The organism is Pseudomonas sp. 91RF, from assembly GCF_003576265.1.
GTDB lineage: Bacteria > Pseudomonadota > Gammaproteobacteria > Pseudomonadales > Pseudomonadaceae > Aquipseudomonas > Aquipseudomonas kribbensis.
Genome location: NZ_QWFC01000015.1, coordinates 201,333 through 221,893, shown reverse-complemented (window position 1 = coordinate 221,893; position 20,561 = coordinate 201,333). Strand labels below are relative to the sequence as shown.

19 protein-coding genes are annotated in these 20,561 nt (G+C 60.6%); 10 read left to right on the top strand and 9 right to left on the bottom strand.

Features of this window, described 5'->3' with window-relative positions:
* Positions 1-38: 38 nt before the first annotated feature.
* Positions 39-512, top strand: a complete 474-nt coding sequence (locus DXT77_RS05430) for an Lrp/AsnC family transcriptional regulator (RefSeq protein ID WP_007954205.1) — start codon at positions 39-41, stop codon at positions 510-512.
* Between the two features lie 37 nt (positions 513-549).
* Here the strand turns inward: DXT77_RS05430 and lpdA are convergent, their stop codons facing one another.
* Positions 550-1,950, bottom strand: a complete 1,401-nt coding sequence (gene lpdA, locus DXT77_RS05425; protein WP_119426883.1) for a dihydrolipoyl dehydrogenase — start codon at positions 1,948-1,950, stop codon at positions 550-552.
* 193 nt (positions 1,951-2,143) lie between these two features.
* On the opposite strand from lpdA, the gene hflK (DXT77_RS05420) reads away from it, so the two are divergent.
* The 5 genes from hflK (DXT77_RS05420) (at position 2,144) to cfaB (ending at position 9,466) form a co-directional block, all read left to right on the top strand.
* Positions 2,144-4,102, top strand: a complete 1,959-nt coding sequence (hflK, locus tag DXT77_RS05420) for a protease modulator HflK (protein WP_119426882.1) — start codon at positions 2,144-2,146, stop codon at positions 4,100-4,102.
* Positions 4,099-5,142, top strand: coding sequence for a protease modulator HflC (hflC, locus tag DXT77_RS05415; protein ID WP_119426881.1), 1,044 nt, complete (start codon positions 4,099-4,101; stop codon positions 5,140-5,142). Before hflK (DXT77_RS05420) ends, hflC begins: the two co-directional genes overlap by 4 nt.
* Entirely contained in the window at positions 5,139-6,197 is a 1,059-nt protein-coding gene (gene hflK / locus DXT77_RS05410) for a protease modulator HflK (protein WP_119426880.1), read from the top strand. The genes hflC and hflK (DXT77_RS05410) overlap by 4 nt, the downstream gene beginning before the upstream one ends.
* Positions 6,194-8,101 carry a heavy metal translocating P-type ATPase gene (locus DXT77_RS05405; RefSeq protein ID WP_119426879.1) on the top strand — a complete coding sequence of 636 codons (1,908 nt, stop codon included), beginning with the start codon at positions 6,194-6,196 and terminating at the stop codon, positions 8,099-8,101. Before hflK (DXT77_RS05410) ends, DXT77_RS05405 begins: the two co-directional genes overlap by 4 nt.
* 177 nt (positions 8,102-8,278) lie before the next feature.
* Positions 8,279-9,466, top strand: a complete 1,188-nt coding sequence (cfaB, locus tag DXT77_RS05400) for a C17 cyclopropane fatty acid synthase CfaB (RefSeq protein ID WP_085708771.1) — start codon at positions 8,279-8,281, stop codon at positions 9,464-9,466.
* Position 9,467: 1 nt separating this feature from the next.
* Here cfaB and cls read toward each other — a convergent pair whose 3' ends face one another.
* Positions 9,468-10,907, bottom strand: coding sequence for a cardiolipin synthase (gene cls / locus DXT77_RS05395; RefSeq protein ID WP_119426878.1), 1,440 nt, complete (start codon positions 10,905-10,907; stop codon positions 9,468-9,470).
* A gap of 146 nt (positions 10,908-11,053) precedes the next feature.
* On the opposite strand from cls, the gene DXT77_RS05390 reads away from it, so the two are divergent.
* Complete coding sequence (locus tag DXT77_RS05390) at positions 11,054-11,572, top strand: DUF3617 domain-containing protein (protein ID WP_085708773.1); 519 nt, start codon at positions 11,054-11,056, stop codon at positions 11,570-11,572.
* Between the two features lie 40 nt (positions 11,573-11,612).
* Here the strand turns inward: DXT77_RS05390 and DXT77_RS05385 are convergent, their stop codons facing one another.
* From DXT77_RS05385 to folE2, 6 genes are read right to left on the bottom strand one after another with little or no spacing between them, the layout of a single operon-like run.
* Positions 11,613-12,950: a dihydroorotase gene (locus DXT77_RS05385; protein WP_119426877.1), complete on the bottom strand. Its 1,338-nt coding sequence runs from the start codon at positions 12,948-12,950 to the stop codon at positions 11,613-11,615.
* Between the two features lie 3 nt (positions 12,951-12,953).
* Positions 12,954-13,514 carry a carbonate dehydratase gene (locus DXT77_RS05380; RefSeq protein ID WP_096817088.1) on the bottom strand — a complete coding sequence of 187 codons (561 nt, stop codon included), beginning with the start codon at positions 13,512-13,514 and terminating at the stop codon, positions 12,954-12,956.
* Complete coding sequence (locus DXT77_RS05375) at positions 13,511-14,386, bottom strand: metal ABC transporter substrate-binding protein (protein ID WP_119426876.1); 876 nt, start codon at positions 14,384-14,386, stop codon at positions 13,511-13,513. Before DXT77_RS05375 ends, DXT77_RS05380 begins: the two co-directional genes overlap by 4 nt.
* A gap of 11 nt (positions 14,387-14,397) precedes the next feature.
* Positions 14,398-15,264 (bottom strand): metal ABC transporter permease, encoded by an 867-nt coding sequence (locus DXT77_RS05370; RefSeq protein WP_119426875.1) that lies wholly within the window; start codon positions 15,262-15,264, stop codon positions 14,398-14,400.
* A complete protein-coding gene (locus DXT77_RS05365; RefSeq protein ID WP_119426874.1) occupies positions 15,264-15,932 on the bottom strand; it encodes a metal ABC transporter ATP-binding protein in 669 nt (222 codons plus the stop codon). Before DXT77_RS05365 ends, DXT77_RS05370 begins: the two co-directional genes overlap by 1 nt.
* Positions 15,929-16,825 carry a GTP cyclohydrolase FolE2 gene (gene folE2 / locus DXT77_RS05360; protein WP_119426873.1) on the bottom strand — a complete coding sequence of 299 codons (897 nt, stop codon included), beginning with the start codon at positions 16,823-16,825 and terminating at the stop codon, positions 15,929-15,931. The genes DXT77_RS05365 and folE2 overlap by 4 nt, the downstream gene beginning before the upstream one ends.
* Positions 16,826-16,909: 84 nt before the next feature.
* Here folE2 and DXT77_RS05355 point away from each other — a divergent pair, with 84 nt between their 5' ends.
* Entirely contained in the window at positions 16,910-18,109 is a 1,200-nt protein-coding gene (locus tag DXT77_RS05355) for an N-acetylmuramoyl-L-alanine amidase (protein ID WP_119426872.1), read from the top strand.
* Here DXT77_RS05355 and DXT77_RS05350 read toward each other — a convergent pair.
* Positions 18,106-18,480 carry a glutamine synthetase gene (locus DXT77_RS05350; RefSeq protein WP_119426871.1) on the bottom strand — a complete coding sequence of 125 codons (375 nt, stop codon included), beginning with the start codon at positions 18,478-18,480 and terminating at the stop codon, positions 18,106-18,108. The genes DXT77_RS05355 and DXT77_RS05350 overlap by 4 nt on opposite strands.
* Before the next feature lie 224 nt (positions 18,481-18,704).
* On the opposite strand from DXT77_RS05350, the gene zigA reads away from it, so the two are divergent.
* Together zigA and DXT77_RS05340 are read left to right on the top strand one after the other, a co-directional pair.
* Positions 18,705-19,910 (top strand): zinc metallochaperone GTPase ZigA, encoded by a 1,206-nt coding sequence (zigA, locus tag DXT77_RS05345; protein WP_119426870.1) that lies wholly within the window; start codon positions 18,705-18,707, stop codon positions 19,908-19,910.
* On the top strand, positions 19,910-20,560 hold the full coding sequence (locus tag DXT77_RS05340) for a DUF1826 domain-containing protein (RefSeq protein WP_119426869.1): 651 nt from the start codon (positions 19,910-19,912) through the stop codon (positions 20,558-20,560). Before zigA ends, DXT77_RS05340 begins: the two co-directional genes overlap by 1 nt.
* The last annotated feature ends 1 nt before the right edge of the window (position 20,561 follow it).

Sequence of the window (20,561 nt, the reverse complement as noted above, 5' to 3'; positions counted from 1 at the left end):
CTTTCTTTTCGCGCTTACACCATCAGGATCTGCCAACCATGAAACTCGACGCCTTCGATCGCAAGATACTCGCCGCGCTGCAACGGGACGGGCGCCTGAGCAACGTGCAACTGGCGGACGAAATCGGTTTGTCCGCGTCGCCGTGCCTGCGCCGGGTGCGGATGCTGGAGGAGGCGGGGGTGATTCGCGGGTATCAGGCGAATCTGGACCGTGACGAGGTGGGGCTGGGGCTGACGGTATTCGTCGGGGTCAAGGTGGAGCGCCACAACGATGAACAGGCCGAGGCCTTTCACCGAGCGGTGACGGCGTTGCCGGAGGTTATTTCGGCGTTTCTGGTGTCCGGGGAATCGGACTTTCTGCTGCAAGTGGTGGTGCCGGATCTGCGCGCCTACGACCGTTTTTTAACCGGCTGTTTGCTGAAGTTACCGGGCGTCAGCGACATTCGCAGCAATTTTGCGATTCATACGGTGAAGACACCCGGGGCATTGCCTCTGGGGCATTTGCCGTCCTGATACTTCCCGCATTGCGCGGGAAGTATCCGCAACGTGCTTACATCTGCGTCGCCATGCCCTCGACATTCATGGCCGCCTGACGCAGCGCCTCGGAACGGGTCGGGTGAGGGTGGCAGGTCAGGGCGATGTCTTCGGCGGACGCGCTGAATTCCATGGCCACGCAATACTCGCCGATCATCTCGCTGACACTCGGGCCGACCAGATGCACGCCGAGGACTTCGTCGGTGTGCGCGTCGGCGAGGACTTTGGCAAAGCCTTCGGTTTCGTGATTGATCTTCGCCCGGCTGTTGGCGGTGAACGGGAATTTACCGACCTTGTAGGCCCGGCCTTCAGCCTTGAGCTGCTCTTCGGTCTTGCCGACGCTGGCCAGCTCCGGTTTGGTGTAGATCACGTTCGGGATCAGGTCGTAATTGACCTCGCCCGCCTTGCCGACGATCTGCTCGATGCAGGCCATGGCTTCGTCTTCGGCCTTGTGCGCCAGCATCGGCCCGGACGTGACATCGCCGATCACCCAGACGCCCGGCGCTTCGGTGCGATGGTGTTTGTTGGCAATCATGCCGCGTTTGTCGGTGCTGAGGCCGACGTTCTCCAGTCCCAGACCCTTGGTGTAAGGGCGGCGGCCGATGGCGACCAGCACGTAATCGGCTTCCAGCAGTTCGGCGGTGCCGCCGGCGGCCGGTTCGATGCTCAGTTGTACGCCGTTGGCGGAGGACGTAGCACTGGTGACTTTCGAACTCAGCTTAAAGCTGATGCCTTGTTTGCTCAGCGAACGTTGCAGGGTCTTGCCGGCTTCGCCGTCCACGCCCGGACAGATGCGATCGAGGTATTCCACCACCGTCACCTGCGCCCCGAGCCGGCGCCAGACCGAGCCGAGTTCGAGGCCGATCACGCCGGCACCGATCACCACCAGGTGTCTGGGCACTTCGCTCAAGGACAACGCCCCGGTGGAGTCGAGAATGCGCTGGTTGTCGATCGCCACGCCGGGCAGGGGAGTGGGCTCGGAACCGGTGGCGATGATGATGTCGGTGGCGGTCAGTTCGATCCGGCTGCCCTGGTCGCCGGTCACGCTGACTTTTCCGGGACCGTCGATATGGCCCCAGCCCTTGATCCAGTCGACCTTGTTCTTGCGGAACAGAAATTCGATGCCTTTGGTCAGGCCGGCGACGCTTTCATCCTTCTGCTTCATCATTTGCGCGAGGTTGAGCGTCGGTTTGACCTCGATGCCGAGGTTGGCGAATTCCGCGCCCATTGCCGCATCGTACAGTTCGGACGCATGCAACAACGCCTTGGACGGCATGCAACCGACGTTGAGGCAGGTGCCGCCCAGCGCGGCGCGGCCTTCCACGCAAGCGGCCTTGAGGCCCAACTGGCCGGCGCGGATCGCTGCGTTATAACCGCCGGGCCCACCGCCCAGAATCACTACGTCATAGTTGCTCATGCGCTTACTCCTGGCTGAAGAATGCGGATCGCTAAAAATTACGTACGTAATATGTGCGTTTCCGGACATTTCGGTCAAGGCTTCAGGAACGCGACAGGTTGGGCATCCTTGAATGTGAAATTGAGTACAAATATTTCACTGTTTTCGTTATATCGTAACGAGTTAAGCAGTGAGCCAAGGGTTTTGGGGGGTTATGCAAGTCGATCTGGACGTTGATGGCACGCAAGTGACCGGTTTGCCGCGCTTTCAGCAGGCGGCAGCCCAGGGTCGCCGATTGCGTCGGTTGGCCATGGGGCTCGGCGGGTTGGCCGTGGCCGCAGTGTTACTGGCGTTTTTTGTTGGACTGTTCGCCTCGCAATCGCTGTGGCCGGCGCTATTGGTCAATCTGAGCGCGGCATTGCTGGTGTTGGTCGCCGGACTGCAATCGGCCTGGTGGGTGACCGATTGGCGAGCGCGGGTGATCAACCCGGTGGTGCCGGCTATCCTCGCGGAGGAAGCGCCCGGGCCGGACGGCTGGTACGAGCGACTGCTGGATCGGCTGAGCCGCCGCAGCCTGCATGTACTGGGGCAGATCGGTGCAGCGACATTATGGCTGGGCGGTCTGGCGCTGCTGGCGTTGCTTGGCATCGAGCAGGTGTGGAATTTCACGCTGCAACCGACTGCCGTGGGGTTGTCCGCTTCTGTCTGCGCGGCGATTGCACTGCTGCTGGCGTTCGGTCTGCTGGTGCTGGAGCGGCAACTGGCTCAGGAAAACCCGGCGCAATGGCCCGAGGCCGGTGCGCTGGCGCAACTGACGCGCGTGACCATCATCAGCCTGGTGCTGGGCGCATTGTGCTTGTTGTTCGCCAGCGATAATTCGGTCTGGCCCGTGCGGCTGGCGGTGCTGATCGGCATCCTGCCGGGGCTGGTCGCGGCGGAGTTGCTGCTGCGTGCAGTGCTGTCGCTGTTCAGCCCGCGCCGTGAACAACTCGAACCGGTGTTGCTGGCCCGCAGTTTTATTGCCGATCTGCTGCGCTGGCCTCCGCAACCGCTGCTCGCGTTGCAGCATGAATTGCACAACCGCTTCGGTATCGACCTGCGGCAGATCTGGGCCTTCAGCTACATGCGCCGCGCGTTCCTGCCGGTGCTGGTCTTGGTGGCGGCAGTCGGCTGGTTGCTCACCGGCATTCATGAAATTCCGCTGCAAAGTCGTGGCATCTACGAACGGTTCGGCAAACCGGTGCAGGTGTTCGGCCCCGGTTTACATGCCGGTCTGCCGTGGCCGTTGGGCCGGGTGTTGAGTGTGGAGAACGGCGTGGTGCACGAATTGGCGACCAGCGTCGGCGAGAACCCGGCTCCGGTTCAGCCGGAACCGGCGGAAGGTCCGGCCCCGATTACCGCCAACCGCTTGTGGGACGCCAGTCACGTCAACGACAAATCCCAGGTCATCGCCAGCAGCCGTGGCGAGCAGCAGAGCTTCCAGATCGTCAACATGGACGTGCGTTTCGTCTATCGCATCGGCCTCAGCGATCAAGCGGCGTTGGCCGCGACATATAACAGCGCGGATGTGCCGACGCTGATCCGCAGCACCGCGAGCCGGATTCTGGTGCACGATTTTGCGTCGCGCACCCTCGACGGTTTACTCGGGCAGGACAGGGTAGGGCTGGCTGACGAGATTGGTCGCGCGGTGCAAAGCGATCTGCAGAAACTCGATAGCGGCGTAGAAATACTCGCCACTGTGGTTGAAGCGATTCATCCACCCGCCGGTGCGGCCAACGCTTATCACAGCGTGCAAGCAGCGCAGATCGGTGCCCAGGCGTTGATCTCTCGCGAGCGTGGGGCGGCGGCTGAAGCGAGCAATCAAGCGCAGTTGCAGGCCAGCCTCGCTCGCGACCAAGCCACCGCCAATGCCCACGAAACCAGTTCGACCGCCCGCGCGGCTGACCTGAAATTCAGCGCCGAGCAAAAAGCCTACGCCAGCGCCGGTCAGGCTTTCGTGCTGGAGCAATACCTCAGCCAGCTCAGTCAGGGACTGGGCAAAGCCAAACTGTTGGTCCTCGACCATCGTCTGGGCGGCAGCAACAACGCGCCGACCATTGACCTGCGTACGTTCACGCTGCCGGCTGACCCGTCGCCGGCGCGCACCACCGCTCAACCAGGAGCCACCCATTGAGCCAGTCGCATACTCACGATCACCATGACCACAGCGGTCATGACCATGCTCATGGCGGCCATCACCATCACGGGCATCACCACCATCATCACGGCGCGCCGGAAGAGGCGGGGCCTTTTCCGTGGCGACGTATGGGCTGGGCCGTGTTGCTGGTGGCGTTTGCCATCGCAGCCGCAAGCCTGGTGCAGGTGCGTTCCGGCGAAGCCACGGTCATCACCCGCTTCGGCAATCCGTCCCGGGTGCTGCTGGATCCGGGTCTGAGCTGGCGCTGGCCGGCGCCGTTCGAAGCGGCGATCCCGGTGGACCTGCGTTTGCGTACTACATCGAGCGGTTTGCAAGACGTCGGCACTCGCGATGGTTTGCGGATCATTGTGCAAGCGTATGTCGCGTGGCAGGTGCAGGGCGATGCGGATAACGTCCAGCGTTTCATGCGTGCGGTGCAGAACCAGCCGGACGAAGCGGCGCGGCAGATTCGCACTTTTGTCGGCTCGGCGCTGGAGACCACCGCCAGCAGTTTCGACCTGGCCAATCTGGTGAATACCGATGCCAGTCAGGTGCACATTGCCGATTTCGAAGCACAGTTGCGTCAGCAGATCGATCAGCAATTGCTCGCCACTTACGGCGTGCGCGTGGTGCAAGTGGGCATCGAGCGATTGACCTTGCCGTCGGTGACGCTCACCGCAACGGTTGACCGGATGCGCGCCGAGCGTGAAACCATCGCCACCGAACGCACTGCCATCGGCAAGCGTGAAGCGGCGCAGATTCGTTCCGGCGCCGAGCGTGATGCGCGAATCGTGCAAGCTGACGCCACGGTGAAAGCGGCGGAAATTGAAGCGCAATCACGAGTCGAAGCCGCACAGATTTATGGCCGTGCTTATGCCGGATCGCCGCAGCTGTATAACCTGCTGCGCTCACTGGACACCCTCGGCACTATCGTCACGCCAGACACCAAGTTGATCCTGCGCACCGACGCCGCGCCATTCCGTGTGCTGGTGGACGGTCCGCCGAATCTGGACAGCAAGACCGGAACGCAGCCATGAGTGAAGTTCCACGTGGAACAAATTCGTTGAACAGTCCGTGGATTCAGGCGGGACGTCTGGCATTTTTCGCCCTGTACGCGGTGACGGTGCTGGCGGCGTTGGCCTGGGCGTTTTCCAATGTGCGGCAGATTGATCCGCAGAATCGAGCAGTAGTCATGCATTTCGGTGCACTGGATCGCATCCAGAATGCCGGGTTGTTATTGGCCTGGCCGCAGCCGTTCGAACAGGTCGTATTGCTGCCGGCAGCGGATCGGGTCATTGAACGTCGAGTGGAAAACCTGCTGCGCAGTCCCGCTGCAATACAGGCGGATCGCGTCGCGACCTTCGCCACGCCAATCAGCGATGCACTGGCCGGCTCCGGCTATTTGCTCACCGGTGATGCCGGGGTGGTGCAGCTGGATGTGCGGGTGTTCTACAAGGTCACCGATCCCTATGACTTCGTACTGCAAGGCGACCATGTGCTGCCGGCACTGGATCGACTGGTGACCCGCAGTGCGGTGGCCCTGACGGCGGCGCGGGATCTGGACACCATTCTGGTGGCGCGACCGGAACTGATCGGCGCCGACAATCAAGCCGCCGAACGACGCGAGCGATTGCGCGGCGACCTGGTGCAAGGCATCAATCGTCGCTTGGCTGAATTGAAGTCGAGCGGGCAGGGCATCGGTATCGAAGTGGCACGGGTCGATGTGCAATCGAGTCTGCCCGAGCCTGCGGTCGGTGCGTTCAATGCCGTGCTGACCGCCAGCCAACAGGCTGATAAGGCCGTGGCCAATGCCCGCACCGACGCTGAAAAAATCACCCAGACTGCCAACGAACTGGCCGACCGCACCTTGCAGGTGGCCCACGCCCAGGCCGGTGAGCGTCTGGCGAAAGCCTCCGCCGATACCGCCACCGTTATGAGTCTGGCTCAGGCCCGACAGCAGGGCACCGACCCGCAAATGCTGCTGCGCCTGTACCGTGAACGGATACCGAAGATTCTCGGCCAGGCCGGTTCGGTCACTACGGTCGATCCGAAAGACGATTCCCGCCTGATCATTCAGGGAGCCAGTAAATGACTGCCACTACCGCTGCACCGAGCCTGTTGTCCTCGGCCGAGCAACGTCGCGCTGCGCGCCAGTTGACCCTGGCGATGCTCGCCCTCGGCCTGCTCGGGCTCGGGTTGATCTGGCGCTGGTTGATGCCGGAGCAAACCGGCGTCAGTCAGTTGCTGCTCGGTTTTGCTTCTTTATTGGTCGCGGTGCCGGTGATGCGTTCGGCGTGGTTCAGCCTGCGTTATCCGAGCCTGCATGGCATCACCGACCAGTTGATCGCATTGGCGATGCTCGGTGCCTGGGCCACTGGTGATCTGCTGACCGCTGCGCTGCTGCCGATCATCATGATCTTCGGCCATGTGCTGGAGGAGCGTAGCGTGATCGGCTCGCAGGAAGCGATTCACGCACTGGGCCAGCTCACTCGCAGCCATGCTCGGAAAATCCAGGCGGATGGCACAGTCATCGAAGTCGATAACGGCACGCTTAAGGCCGGCGACACCGTTGAAGTCCGGGCTGGCGATCGGGTGCCCGCGGACGGTCGCGTGTTGTCGGGGCAGGCGAGCCTCGACACAGCGTCGATCACCGGTGAGTCAGTACCGGTGGAGGCGGGCGTCGGAATGACCGTGTTCGGCGGGGCGATCAACCTCGATGGCCTGCTGCGTATCGAGGTGACCCGCACCGGCGATGAATCGACCCTGGGCAAAGTCATCGCTCTGATGCAGAACGCCGAGCGCTCCAAGCCGCCGATCACCCGGCTGCTGGAACGTTATGCCGGCAGCTACATGGTGCTGGTGTTGCTACTCGCGGCGGTGACCTGGTTTGTGACCAACGATGCGCAGGCGATGCTGGCGGTACTGGTTGCGGCTTGTCCTTGTGCGCTGGTGTTGTCCGCACCGGCCACGGCGATTGCCGGCGTGGCGGTCGCGGCGCGGCACGGGATTCTGATCCGCAGTTCGGCGTTCCTCGAAGAACTGGCCGACCTTACTTCGCTGGTGGTGGACAAGACTGGCACTCTGACTTATGGCACGTTGCGTTTGCAGTCGATCAACAGCGCGCAGGCGGATCACGATTCGGTGATGGCACTGGCCGCCAGTCTCGGTGCTGCCAGCAGTCACCCGGTCAGTCGTGCACTGGCCGGACTGGTTCACGCGGACAACGTGCTTGTGCTGACCGACATTCACGAACGCCAAGGTCTGGGTGTGGTGGCCAGAACCGAGCAGGGTGAAGCTGCACTCGGGCGTCCGGAGCTGTTTGCGCAGTTGGGGATCCCGACCACAACGATTCCCGAGCACGACGGCCCGATTGCCGGCCTGGCGTTGAACGGTGAATTCCTCGCCTGGCTGTTGCTGGCCGACAGCGTCAAACCGGAAGCGAAATTTGCCTTGAGCGAACTGCGCGAGTTGGGCCTCGGTCGGCAGCTGCTGCTGACCGGCGACCGTCAGAGTGTGGCGCAGACTCTGGCCCGGGATGTCGGCCTGCATGAAATCGAAGCCCAGGCGTTGCCCGAAGACAAACTCAATCGCGTGTTGAAAGAAATCGACAACGGTTTCCGGCCGATGGTGGTCGGCGACGGTATCAACGATTCGTTGGCACTCAAGGCCGGTGTGGTGGGAGTTGCGATGGGGGCGGGCGGTGCGGACATTGCGCTGGCGTCCGCCGACATCGTGCTGATCGGCAGCGATCTGCGACGGCTCGGCACCTGTGTGCGTCTGAGTCGCCAATGCCGACGCACGCTTCAGGTAAACGTGATCATCGGTCTGGGCTGGACGCTGGCCATCGTGGTGTTCGCTGCGTTCGGCTGGTTGGGTGCGGCCGGGGCGATGATTGCTGCGTTGTTGCATAACCTGAGCACTTTACTGGTGCTGGGCAATGCCGGTCGTTTGTTGCGATTCCAGGAGCCGCTGCTGAAGCTGAACGAGCAGAACTGATCATTTTTCGAACTGTGCGCCGGTCTTGAAGTCTTCAGAGAAGGCGCACTGAAGCATGGAAATCGGTGCCATTACGGCCAATTTGGCTGATAGGTGGCGACTATCGAATCGATAGCCTGCTAATTTTCAAGGATGGTCTACCCTCAGATCAGACGTCTGAAACCAGGGGGATATTCCATGCTCGCGCAACTTCCACCGGCCTTACAGAATCTGCAACTTCCGCTTCGCTTGCGACTCTGGGACGGCCATGAATTCAATCTGGGCCCGACGCCCAGCGTCACCATCGTGGTCAAGGACCCGTTGATGGTGTCCCAGTTGACCCATCCAAGTCTCGACGCGCTGGGGGCGGCGTTCGTCGAGGGCAAACTCGAACTCGAGGGCTCGATCAGCGAGGTCATCCGGGTTTGCGACGAATTGAGCACGGCGTTGCTCGATGAAGATGAAGACAGTCAGCCGGTGCGAACCGTGCACGACAAGGAAACCGACGCCAAAGCCATTTCCTACCACTACGACCTGTCCAACGCGTTCTATCAGCTCTGGCTGGACAGCGATATGGCGTACTCCTGCGCCTATTTCGAAACCGGCAGCGAAACCCTTGAGCAGGCCCAGCAGGCCAAATTCCGGCATCTGTGTCGCAAGCTGCGTCTGCAGCCGGGCGATTACCTGCTGGACGTCGGCTGCGGCTGGGGCGGGCTGGCGCGTTACGCCGCCCGTGAGTTTGGTGCCAAGGTGTTCGGTATCACCCTGAGCAAGGAGCAATTGGCGCTGGCTCGTGAGAGGGTCAAGGCGGAAGGCCTGGAAGATCAGGTCGAACTGCAACTGCTCGATTACCGTGATCTGCCGCAGGACGGCCGTTTCGACAAAGTGGTCAGCGTCGGCATGTTCGAGCACGTGGGCCACGCCAACCTGGCCGAGTACTGCAAGACCCTGTTCGGCGCGGTGAAAGAGGGCGGTCTGGTGATGAACCACGGCATCACCGCCAAGCACACCGATGGCCGTCCGGTAGGACGCGGTGCCGGGGACTTCATCGAAAAATACGTGTTCCCCAACGGCGAGCTGCCGCACCTGGCGATGATCTCGGCCGAGATCAGCGAGGCTGGTCTGGAGATCGTCGATGTCGAAAGCCTGCGCCTGCACTACGCACGCACGCTGGACCACTGGAGCGAACGACTGGAGGACAACCTTGAAGCGGCCGGCAAACTGGTGCCGGATCAGGCCTTGCGTATCTGGCGCCTGTACCTCGCCGGTTGCGCCTACGCGTTTGCCCGGGGCTGGATCAATCTGCACCAGATTCTTGCGGTGAAGGCCCACGCCGATGGCAGCCATGAACTGCCGTGGACCCGTGACGACATCTACAACCCTTGAGCTAGAGAATCGGTGAAATCAGCCGGGCGATCCGCATGCCGAGTTGTTGCAGGCGGTGGATCTCCCGGCCTTCTTCCTTGGCGATCTCGTAGGCCTGGGCGAAGTCGTCGTTGAGCATCTGTTCCACGTGGCCGGCGAATTCGCTGTCGACCGTCAGCAACATCACTTCGAAATTCAGCCGGAACGAACGGTTGTCCAGATTGGCGCTGCCGATGGCGCTGATTTCGCTGTCGACCAATACCACTTTCTGATGCAGGAAACCCGGTTCGTAGCGGAACACCCGCACCCCGGCGCGTACCGCTTCGAACGCGTAAAGGCTCGATGCGGCGTAAACGATGCGGTGGTCGGGGCGCGACGGCAGCAGCAATCGCACATCGACACCGCGCAGGACCGCGAGACGCAATGCGGCGAACACCGCCTCATCAGGAATGAAGTAGGGGCTGGTGATCCATACACGTTCGGTGGCGGCATGAATGGCTTCGACGAAGAACAGCGAGCAGGTCTCGTAGGCATCCGCCGGGCCGCTGGCCAGCAGTTGGCAGAGCACGCCATCTTCCGGGTACACCTCCGGCAGGATCAGCGGCGGCAGCGTACGGGCAGCCCAGAACCAGTCTTCGGCAAATGACTCCTGCATGCAGGCAACCACCGGCCCTCGCACTTGCACATGAGTATCGCGCCATGGCGCCAATGGTGGTTTTTCGCCCATGTACTCGTCGCCGACGTTATGTCCGCCAACAAAGCCGATCAACCCGTCGACCACGACGATCTTGCGGTGGTTGCGGAAATTCACCTGGAAGCGATTGAGCCAGCCGCTGCGGGTTGCGAACGCCTTGACCTCGACCCCGCCATCGCGAAGCGCCTGCACGTAGCTGTGGGGCAGGGCGTGGCTGCCGATGCGGTCGTACAGGAGATGTATCGCGACACCTTCGGCGGCTTTCTTCAGCAGCAGTTCGCGCAGGCGTTGGCCGAGGCGGTCGTCGTGAATGATGAAAAACTGGATCAGTACGGCTTCCCGTGCCTGCTCGATTGCGTGGAAAATCGCTTCGAAGGTGGCGGTGCCGTTGATCAGCAATTGCACTTCATTGTTGGCCAGGCACGGCATGCGGCCCAGTTTCGGCATCGCCCGCAACGAGTCATAGGCATTCGAGGCGCGAGCGGTCAGGGCTTCTTCTACCCAGGGGCGCCAGTTCAGTTCGGAAACGGCCTGGCGCATCTGTTCGTTGGCCTGACGTCGGGCCTTGATATAACCGTCGAAGGTGCTGCGACCGAACACCAGATAGGGGATGAGGGTGAGATAGGGAATGAAGATCAGCGACAGCGCCCAGGCGATCGCGCCTTGCGCCGTGCGGACGGTCAGCACCGCATGGATGGCGGCAATTGTGCCCAGGCTATGTATCAGCGCGATCAGATAACCGAAGATGTGCGGTCCAAAATAATCCATGGGGCAACCTTGCTCCTGAAGATTCAATGCTTAACAGACCATGTTCCTTTGCGGTTGTCGCTATTTTCTTTTTAGCCATGAAAGCAGGCCATGAACCGAAACAAGCGGCCGGCGTCTAACGGCCACTACTGATCAGGAGTTTTGCAATGAACGTTCGTCTGCTGGGTTTGGCGCTGGGTCTGGGGTTGGCCTTGCCGTTGGTGGCTCAGGCGCAAATGCTGCAGCCGGGGTTGTGGGAAATGACATCGAGCAATGTGAAAGTCGATGATCAGGCCATGGACGTGCAATCGATCCTCGGCCAGATTCAGGGCCAGATCACCCCGCAACAACGGGCTGAACTGGAGAAGCAGGGGATCAACATTGGCGGCAAGGGCATTCGTGCCTGCCTGACACCGCAGCAAGTGGCGACCAACGACATTCCGCTGGCAGACCCGCAGTCGGGCTGCAAACAGCAGATCACCGAGCGCAACGGCAACCAGTGGAAATTCCGTTTCAGCTGCCCGCGAGCCTCGGGTACCGGTGTGGCCACGTTCGTCAGCGATCGTGAATTCACCACCATCGCCAACGGTACGTTCAATGCCATCGGGATCAACCAGAAGGGCAGTCTGGAAACTCGCGCCGTGTGGCTGGGTCAGGATTGCGGCACCGTCAAACCAAGAGCCTGAAAATCGAAACCGCCCCACAACTTTGTGGGGCGGTTTTTTTCTAGCGCATGAAGCGCAACGGCAATCCCTGACATCCATCATGCAGCCGATTGTCGTGCCACGCAACCTGTCCCGACACCAGCGTCGTACTCACCCGATGCCGAAAGCTGCGACGGGCAAACGGCGTCCACCCGCACTGCGACAGGATCGGTTGTCGTGATACCGCGACACCCTCGGGCTCCGGTTGAATCAATACCAGATCCGCCCAATAACCTTCCCTCAGATAACCGCGATCCGGAATGGCAAACAAATCCGCCACCCGGTGACTGGTCTTCGCCACCAGCGTGGTGATCGGCAGCACGCCATCCGCAACCAGTTCCAACAACGCCGGCAACGCATGTTGCACCAGTGGCAGACCGGACGGCGCCTGTGCATACGAAAGCTGTTTCTCCGCCCAGGTATGCGGGGCGTGGTCGCTGCCGATCACGTCCAGTCGATTGCTCGACAAGGCCAGACGCAGGGCATCGCGATCGGCCTGGCTTTTGATCGCCGGGTTGCATTTGATCTGGTTGCCAAAGTCCGGATAGTCGCGGTCGTCGAACAGCAGATGATGCAGGCAGACTTCCGCCGTGATGCGTTTGTGCGCCAGCGGTTTGTCCTCGAACAGCTCCAGCTCCCGGGCGGTGGTCAGGTGCAGCACGTGCAGGCGAGTGGCATGGCGTTTGGCGAGATCTACCGCCAGCGAAGAGGAGCGATAGCAGGCCTCGGCATTGCGGATCAGCGCATGGGCGTCGGGAGGAAGATGTTCGCCGAACTGCTCGCGCAACCTGGCGGTGTTGGCCTCGATGCTCGGTGTGTGTTCGCAATGGGCCAGCAGGATCGTCGGCACCTCGGCGAACAATCGCTCCAGCGTCTTGGGATCATCCACCAGCATGTTGCCGGTCGACGCGCCCATGAACACTTTGACCCCGGCCACCTCACTCGGGTTGAGTGCCGCGACGGTGTCCAGGTTGTCGTGACTGACGCCGAAGTGAAAACCATAGTTGGCCACCGAGTTGATCGCCGCCCGACGCTTTTTGTCGGCCAGCGCTTCTAGGGTGAGGGTAGCCGGGTTGGTGTTGGGCATGTCCATGAAACTGGTGATGCCACCGGCCACGGCCGCGCGGGATTCAGTGTAGATGCTGCCCTTGGTTGGCGAGCCCGGCTCACGGAAATGCACCTGATCGTCGATCATCCCCGGCAGCAACCATTGGCCGTTGGCGTCGATTTCCAGCGTGGCGTTTTCACCTTCAATGGAGCTAGCGATCTTGACGATGCGACCGTGGCTGACCAGCACATCGGCGTCGAACTCGCGCCCTTCATTCACCAGCCGCGCATTGCGAATCAGCACACTGTTCATGGTTCAGAACTCGTTCTGCAGGGCTTTGTAGCCGCGCACCAGATCGACGTTGGTGCGCGCCACGTCTTCGGAAAACTCCGAGGCGCTGACGCTCACCGGCGGGAATTGCGAGAGGTCGGTGTTCGGCCCGATGCGGGTGGTGGAGGGCACATAGAACGCATCCGGCAGATCCCGGCCATCGACCACCGAGTTGTGCCGCACCACGCAACCGTTGCCGACCACGCAGTTGAACAGCACGCTGTTGAAGCCGATGAACACTCGGTCGCCGACTTTGCACGGGCCATGCACGATCGAGCGGTGGGCGATGGAGCTGAACTCGCCGATGGTCACCGCCGCGCCGGATTTGGAGTGAATAACCACGCCATCCTGGATGTTCGAATTGGCGCCGATGGTGATCGGCTCCATCTCGCCCGAGGCGTCCACTTCATCGGCGCGAATGACGGCGTAGGGGCCGACGAACACGTTTTCGCCGATCACTACTTTGCCGCAGATGATCGCGGTTTTATCGACGTAGGCAGACTCGGCAATTTGCGGCAGATCGCCAGAAGGATTTTTGCGGATCATGGTTGGCTCAGGGCGTCATAAAGAGTGTTGAGGTTGTATTCGAACAGACCGGTGAATGTGCTGGCCGGACCCGAAGCGGCGAGGGCGTCGGAGTACAGTGTGCCGCCGATGTGCGCGCCGCTTTCGTCGGCAATCTGTTTGAGCAGGCGTGCGTCCTTGATGTTTTCCATGAACACCGCTTTGACCTTGGCCTGACGGATCTGGGTGATCAGTGCGGCGACTTCTGCAGCGGAAGGTTCACGTTCGGTGGAAAGACCTTGCGGCGCCATGAAGTCGATCCCGTAGGCTTGGCCGAGATAACCGAAGGCATCGTGGCTGGTGACGATCTTGCGATTGCCCGGCGGCAGGGAACCGAGCTTGGCCTTGGCTTCGGCGAGGAGGGCGTAGATCTGTTTCAGGTAAGCCTTGCTGTTACGTTCGTAGTCGGCTTGGTTCGCCGGGTCGGCTGCGATCAGTGCCTTGGTGATGTTGGCGACGTACAACTCGGTGTTGGCCAGGTTGTGCCAGGCGTGAGGGTCGGGAACGGTCTTGCCGTCCTCATCCAGAGAGCGGGGGATCACGCCGTGGCTGGCGCTGATGACTGTGGCTTTGGTGTCGGTACTGGTCACCAGTCGATCCAGCCAGGGTTCAAAACCCAGCCCGTTTTTCACGATCAGTTTCGCTTTCAGAAGTGCCTTGGCATCGTCGGGCGTCGGTTCGTAGGTGTGGGCGTCAGCGTCCGGGCCGACCATGTTGGTGATCTGGATATGCTCGCCACCGACCTGATGCACCATGTCGGCGAGGATGCTGAAACTGGTGACCACCGGCAGTTTCTCCGCCGCCGACAATGACATCGACAGCATCAGGCTGAACAACACAAGTAGAGCGCGCATCGGGAAACACCTCATTGGGATGTGAGCAGGGGCGGGCGGCGCAGCAGGCCATGAACCGGCCCGAGCACGACGGACAACAGGTAACCGATGCCCGCGACCAGCACGATGGCCGGCCCGCTGGGCAGCGAGTAGTAGAAAGACAGCAACAGACCAAGCCATACCGACAGGCAACCGATCACGGCGGCGATCGCGATCAGGATCGGCAGGCGCCGGCTCCAGAAACGAGAAGCGGCGGCGGGCAGCATCATCAGTCCGACCACCATCAACGCGCCGATGGCCTGAAAACCGATGACCAGGTTGAGCACCACCAGAGTCAGGAACACGCCGTGGGCGATCGGGCCGAGTCGGCTGACGGTGCGCAAAAAAAGTGGGTCGAGGGTGTCGAGCAGGAGCGGGCGGTAGATCAGCACCATGGCCATCAGGCTCAGCAGCGAAACACCCAACATGCCGTTGAGGGTCGATCCGTCGACCGCCAATGCCGAACCGAACAGCAAGTGCAGCAGGTCGAGGCGTTTGCCGGCGATGCCCAGAATCAGCACGCCACTGGCCAGAGAGATCGGGTAGATCGCGGCGAGGCTGGCGTCTTCGCGCAGGCCGGTTCGGCGGGTGATCCATGCGGCGAGTCCGGCCATGCTCAGGCCGGCGCCGAGGCCGCCGAGGGTCAGCGCAGGAAGACTCAGGCCGGCAAACCAGAAGCCCAGCGCCGCACCGGGAAGGATGCCGTGAGCGACGGCGTCACCGATCAGGCTCATGCGGCGCAGGATCAGGAATACACCCAACGGTGCGGTGCTGCACGCCAGCAGCAGACCGCCGAGCAGTGCCCGGCGCATGAACACGAACTCCAGGAACGGTTGCCAGAAATGCGCGGCGCTGAGCATCAGGCCACCTGCACGTTGGGTGTCTGCTGGATCAGTTCGGCACTGGGGCCGAACACGCAGCCGCTGTTTTTGATCAGCAGCGTTTGTGGAATGTGTTGGCGGACGGCGGCGAGGTCGTGGCCCACCATGACCAGTGTTCGGCCTTGCGCATGCCAGGTGTGCAGGTGTTGCCAGAGCAATGCCTGACCCAGTTCATCGAGAGCAGCATGGGGTTCATCGAGCAGCAGCAAAGGCGTGTCGGCCAGACTCAGTCGAGCGAGCAGGGCACGTTGCAGTTCTCCGCCGGAGAGGGCCATTAATGGGCGCTGTTCGAGGCCACTCAAGTGCCAATCTTCGAGTGCCTGGGTGAGGCGTTGTGCGCGCAGTTGGGTGGATAGTCGGCGCCCCCAGAACCCGGCAGCTACCAGTTCCTGAAGGCTGATCGGGAATTGGCGGTCCAGATGCTGTTGCTGGGGAAGGAATGACAAACCGCTTTGGCGCGGAACACCCAATGCGACGGCACCGGCCAAAGGCCTCTGTAGTCCGGCGATGACTTTGAGCAGGCTGCTTTTGCCGCTTCCATTGACGCCGATGATGGCGGTCGAGCTGCCGCGTTCCAGTTGAAGACTCAGCGGTGGCGTGAGCGGTTGGCCGGGTGCGCCCCAACTCAAAGACTGCAGGCGGATCATGCGGTCTCCCGGCGCCAGTGACTTTCAGCGACTGCATCGTGTGCGTGGAGGCTTTCGGCATGGATCACGCGCAGGTGGAACTCGCGGATGCCGGGTGAGCGGCGCAGAGCCAGGTTCAGACGGCGAGCGGCGTCTTCGCAGAACATCAGGTTCTGGCCATTGGCGAGGGCGAAGGCTTGTTCATCGGCGCGTTTCACGGCGGTTTGTACGGCGGTGCCGAGGGCAGCTTCGGCGTCGTTGATGGTCGAGGTCAGCGGCAAACCATCGACGAATTCATCCAGGTGCAGATGCAGTTGTGCGGTGCTGCGCTGGCTGTGGGGCGTTGCGATAATCCCTTGAGTCGAGCCCAGCCAGGCCAGAACCTCGGCATGTTGCAACGGTTTGTTGGCGAAATCGTCGACGAATTGCTGCTGGATCAATTGCCTCGCCAGAGCGGCTGAGCATGGGCAAGTCGAGGAGTAAGCCACCTCGATTTTCAGTTCCACGTGGAACACTGTGTTTTTCAGAGTGGCTGCTATGGTCACCGGATAGGTTTTCCATCCTGCCAATGGGCTGACTAATGCGGGCCTTCTGAGCAGTAAATCGGCATGGATATTCAGATAGGCGGAGTTAGCCAGGCCTTCGTGGCTGTCGAGAAAACGCTGCAAAACCTTCTGCAAAAGTGCGGGGGTGAGGTTTTGCTGTTCCAGCATTTCCAGCGCCAGATACAACCGTGACATGTGAATGCCACGGGCTTCGCCGTCATCGAGGCTGACACCCGCATCGGCTTTTGCTGCCAGGCGTTGGCCCTCGATAAAGACAGGTAGAGCGATGCCACGCATCCCCACCCAATCAAGCGGCAAGGCTTGACGGGCGGCTTGCGCGGCGATATCCGGCAGCGTCAGCGCATTCATGTTCAGTACCATCGTGTTGATTGAATTTGATGTTACATTATAACAATTCAAATCACGATGCCTTTTTCATGAACGGGCTTTCAAATGCACAGACGCCATTTACTTAACCTGATGTTGGCCAGCGCTACCCTGGCTTTTCCATTCAGTGTCAGCGCTACACAAATTCGCAATGCACGCCTCTGGCGGTCGGATGACAAGCTTCGGTTGGTCTTCGATTTGAGCGGGCCAGTGAGCTACAAGACGTTCACACTGAGTGCACCGGATCGTCTGATCATCGACCTGATTGGTGCCAGTTTGAGTGGCGATTTCAGTCAATTGGCGCTTAGCGAAACGGTCATTCGCAGCATCCGTTCCGGACATTTTGGGAAGGGTGATACTCGAATCGTTCTGGATTTGAATCGCCCGGTTCAGCTCAATACCTTCCTGTTGGCGCCTCAGGATGGACAAGGACATCGCCTCGTTCTTGATCTTTTGAGCGATTCAAAGGTGGCAGCGCCAAGCGTTCCACGTGAAACACCGGGGAAAACCAATCATCCAAAACGAGACATTATTGTCGTGGTTGATCCTGGTCATGGCGGCAAAGATCCGGGGGCCGTGGGTGCAAAAGGCGAGCGTGAGAAGGATGTTGTGCTCTCGATTTCACAGCTGCTCGCCCGCCGGTTGAAGCGGGAAAAAGGCTTCGATGTGAAGCTTGTGCGCAATGACGATTTTTTCGTGCCGCTCCGCAAGCGGGTCGACATTGCTCGCCAGCACAAGGCCGACATGTTCATTTCGGTGCACGCAGATGCTGCGCCGCGTCTGACTGCTTCGGGCGCTTCGGTGTACTGCCTGTCTGAAGGTGGTGCGACTTCAGCTACTGCGCGTTTCATGGCTCAGCGGGAAAACGGTGCGGATCTGCTCGGTGCAACCAGCCTGCTGAATCTGAAGGACAAGGATCCGATGCTCGCCGGAGTCATCCTCGATATGTCGATGAACGCCACCATCGCCGCCAGTTTGCAGTTGGGCAGCACGGTGCTGGGGAGTCTGGTGGGCATCACCACGCTGCATCAAAAGCGTGTGGAACAAGCGGGATTTGCGGTGCTGAAGTCACCCGATGTGCCGTCGATTCTGGTGGAAACCGGGTTTATTTCCAACGCGCGGGACAGTCAGCGACTGGTCACCGCTCGCCATCAGCAGGCGGTTGCTGACGGATTGTTTGAAGGGTTGCAGCGTTATTTCCAGAAAAACCCACCGGCCGACAGTTACATCGCCTGGCAGCAGGAGCAGCAACAAGCGCGTGTCTAGCAGCCCGTGAGTCGACTGCAGGTGAATTTCCCGGTGCTTCCGCCGGAGCTGGAGAAGCGGTTGATCGTCGTCCACCCCACCCGGCGGTTGTAGCCGACCCAGGCTTCGCCGTCGGAGGCGATCCCGGTGAAGAACGTCAGTTGCCCGTAAATGCTGTTGGTTTGCGCCCAATAACGTTGGCCGATCTTCTCGAAACCCCGCAAATAAATCGTCTTGCCGGCGGTGTTGACGCTATAGGCGTTGCCATTGGTATCCACGCAGGCCAGCAGGTTGGCGCTGCGTGTGCAGTTGGCGAGCCCCGGGACTTGTGCCCATGCATCGATGGTCAGCAAGGCCAGGCCAAAGAGTGAGCATTTCAGCGCAGTTTTCATGAGATGACCCGACGGCTAGGTGTTTCCAGCTTCCAGCCCTTTGTCATTTCCGGCAAGAAGAAAGTGGATCTTTCATATTGTTATACTATAACATAAACTGAATCGGGCTTTCCGTGGCTCCTGTTTTCAAGCGTCTGCTTCTCTGACTGTCTCGTAGAAGCCCAAGGACGCCTGCCGCCGAGAGCGTTTCTTGCGTTTAGCTACCGTTTGATGAGGTTTACCCCATGTCTTCCCCGCTTCCCGTGACCGTTTTATCCGGCTTTCTCGGCGCCGGAAAAAGTACACTTTTGAATTACGTACTACGTAACAGAGACGATCTGCGTGTGGCGGTGATCGTCAACGATATGAGCGAAATCAATATTGATGGCAGCGAAGTCCAGCGTGATGTCGACCTGAATCGCGCAGAAGAAAAACTCGTGGAGATGAGCAACGGTTGTATCTGCTGTACGTTACGCGAGGACCTTCTGGAAGAGGTCGCAAAACTGGCTCGGGAAGGCCGATTCGATTATCTGCTCATCGAATCCACTGGCATTTCCGAGCCACTGCCGATTGCCGAGACCTTCACCTTCCGCGACGAGCAGGGTCAAAGCCTCGCGGACATCGCTCGCCTCGACACCATGGTCACTGTAGTCGACGGCTTGAATTTCCTGCCTGATTTCCAGGCCGCCGAAAGTCTGGCCTCTCGTGGCGAAATCCTCGGTGAAGAAGATGAGCGCTCGATCACCGATCTGTTGATCGAACAGATCGAGTTCGCCGACGTTCTGCTGATCAGCAAAATCGATCTGATCAGCAGCAGCGAGCGGGAAGAGCTGATGGCGATCCTCAAGCGGCTCAACGCGAACGCCGAGATCATCCCGATGGTGATGGGCGAAGTGCCGTTGGAGAAGATCCTCAACACCCACCGTTTCGACTTCGACCGGGCTGCAACGGCCCCAGGCTGGCTTCAGGAGTTGCGTGGCGCACATGTGCCGGAAACCGAGGAATACGGTATCGTGTCCACGGCTTACCGCGCGCGTCGACCCTTTCACCCTCAGCGTTTTTTCGACTTCATCGACCGGCCCTGGCTGAACGGCAAACTGCTGCGCTCCAAAGGTTTCTTCTGGCTCGCGAGCAAACCCACGGATGCCGGTAGCTGGTCCCAGGCCGGCGGTTTGATGCGCCATGGTTTCGCTGGGCGCTGGTGGCGTTTCGTGCCGAAAAATCAGTGGCCACAGGATCAGGAAAGCACCGCTGCGATCATGGAAAACTGGACCGCTAGCGTAGGAGACTGCCGCCAGGAGCTGGTGTTTATTGGTCAGAACATCGATTTCGCACAACTCAAGTCAGGCCTGGACGACTGCCTGCTGACCGATGCGGAGATGGCGCTTGGTGTAGAAGGCTGGCGATTGCTGGCCGATCCGTTCGGCCCCTGGCATGACGAGGCCGCGTGATGCTGGCCCTCAAACCGCTGCAAAGCAAAACACGTCATCAAGTGCTCGGCCCGACCCCGCAAGCGCTGGCGAGCATCCTGGAAGATGAAATAAACCTCGCTGTCTGGCAGCGGCAACTACCGCTGCATGTCGCCGATTTTGCGAAGTTGTTGGTGTCACTCAACGAGCCTTATGCCGAAGCGCTGAGCCTCGAATTGCACGACGAAGACGCAGAACCAGACCTGACGGGGCTGGCCAGCGGATTCCGTGACCTGGAAGGCTACGAAGGTTTTATCGCCGACTTGAAATGGCTGGTCGGCGCCTTCGCCTGCCTGCTCGGCGCGCGACGGATCGGCCTGCGTTTGCGGGTGCTGGACAAGGCGATGTGCCCGCGTTTTCACGTCGATCATGTGCCCGTACGACTGATTACCACCTACGCCGGTATTGGCAGCGAGTGGCTCAAGGAAGGGGAAATGGATCGCCAGCAACTGGGAAAAGCGCTGGCCGAGCCGCAGGAAAAATCGCGGATTCAGCAACTGGTCAGCGGTGAAGTGGCGTTGCTCAAAGGGGAGAAGTGGCACGGTAACGAAGATTTCGGGCTGGTCCATCGCTCTCCACAACCGGCGCCGGGCGAGCGGCGTCTGATGCTGACCCTGGATTGGCTCGGCTGAC

Excerpts from the sequence above, each read along its gene's own strand:
- DXT77_RS05430 (WP_007954205.1), top strand. The coding sequence starts at position 39 with ATGAAACTCGACGCCTTCGATCGCAAGATACTCGCCGCGCTGCAACGG.
- lpdA (WP_119426883.1), bottom strand. The coding sequence starts at position 1,950 with ATGAGCAACTATGACGTAGTGATTCTGGGCGGTGGGCCCGGCGGTTAT.
- hflK (WP_119426882.1), top strand. The coding sequence starts at position 2,144 with ATGCAAGTCGATCTGGACGTTGATGGCACGCAAGTGACCGGTTTGCCG.
- hflK (WP_119426880.1), top strand. The coding sequence starts at position 5,139 with ATGAGTGAAGTTCCACGTGGAACAAATTCGTTGAACAGTCCGTGGATT.
- DXT77_RS05405 (WP_119426879.1), top strand. The coding sequence starts at position 6,194 with ATGACTGCCACTACCGCTGCACCGAGCCTGTTGTCCTCGGCCGAGCAA.
- cfaB (WP_085708771.1), top strand. The coding sequence starts at position 8,279 with ATGCTCGCGCAACTTCCACCGGCCTTACAGAATCTGCAACTTCCGCTT.
- cls (WP_119426878.1), bottom strand. The coding sequence starts at position 10,907 with ATGGATTATTTTGGACCGCACATCTTCGGTTATCTGATCGCGCTGATA.
- DXT77_RS05390 (WP_085708773.1), top strand. The coding sequence starts at position 11,054 with ATGAACGTTCGTCTGCTGGGTTTGGCGCTGGGTCTGGGGTTGGCCTTG.
- DXT77_RS05385 (WP_119426877.1), bottom strand. The coding sequence starts at position 12,950 with ATGAACAGTGTGCTGATTCGCAATGCGCGGCTGGTGAATGAAGGGCGC.
- DXT77_RS05380 (WP_096817088.1), bottom strand. The coding sequence starts at position 13,514 with ATGATCCGCAAAAATCCTTCTGGCGATCTGCCGCAAATTGCCGAGTCT.
- DXT77_RS05375 (WP_119426876.1), bottom strand. The coding sequence starts at position 14,386 with ATGCGCGCTCTACTTGTGTTGTTCAGCCTGATGCTGTCGATGTCATTG.
- DXT77_RS05370 (WP_119426875.1), bottom strand. The coding sequence starts at position 15,264 with ATGCTCAGCGCCGCGCATTTCTGGCAACCGTTCCTGGAGTTCGTGTTC.
- DXT77_RS05365 (WP_119426874.1), bottom strand. The coding sequence starts at position 15,932 with ATGATCCGCCTGCAGTCTTTGAGTTGGGGCGCACCCGGCCAACCGCTC.
- folE2 (WP_119426873.1), bottom strand. The coding sequence starts at position 16,825 with ATGAATGCGCTGACGCTGCCGGATATCGCCGCGCAAGCCGCCCGTCAA.
- DXT77_RS05355 (WP_119426872.1), top strand. The coding sequence starts at position 16,910 with ATGCACAGACGCCATTTACTTAACCTGATGTTGGCCAGCGCTACCCTG.
- DXT77_RS05350 (WP_119426871.1), bottom strand. The coding sequence starts at position 18,480 with ATGAAAACTGCGCTGAAATGCTCACTCTTTGGCCTGGCCTTGCTGACC.
- zigA (WP_119426870.1), top strand. The coding sequence starts at position 18,705 with ATGTCTTCCCCGCTTCCCGTGACCGTTTTATCCGGCTTTCTCGGCGCC.
- DXT77_RS05340 (WP_119426869.1), top strand. The coding sequence starts at position 19,910 with ATGCTGGCCCTCAAACCGCTGCAAAGCAAAACACGTCATCAAGTGCTC.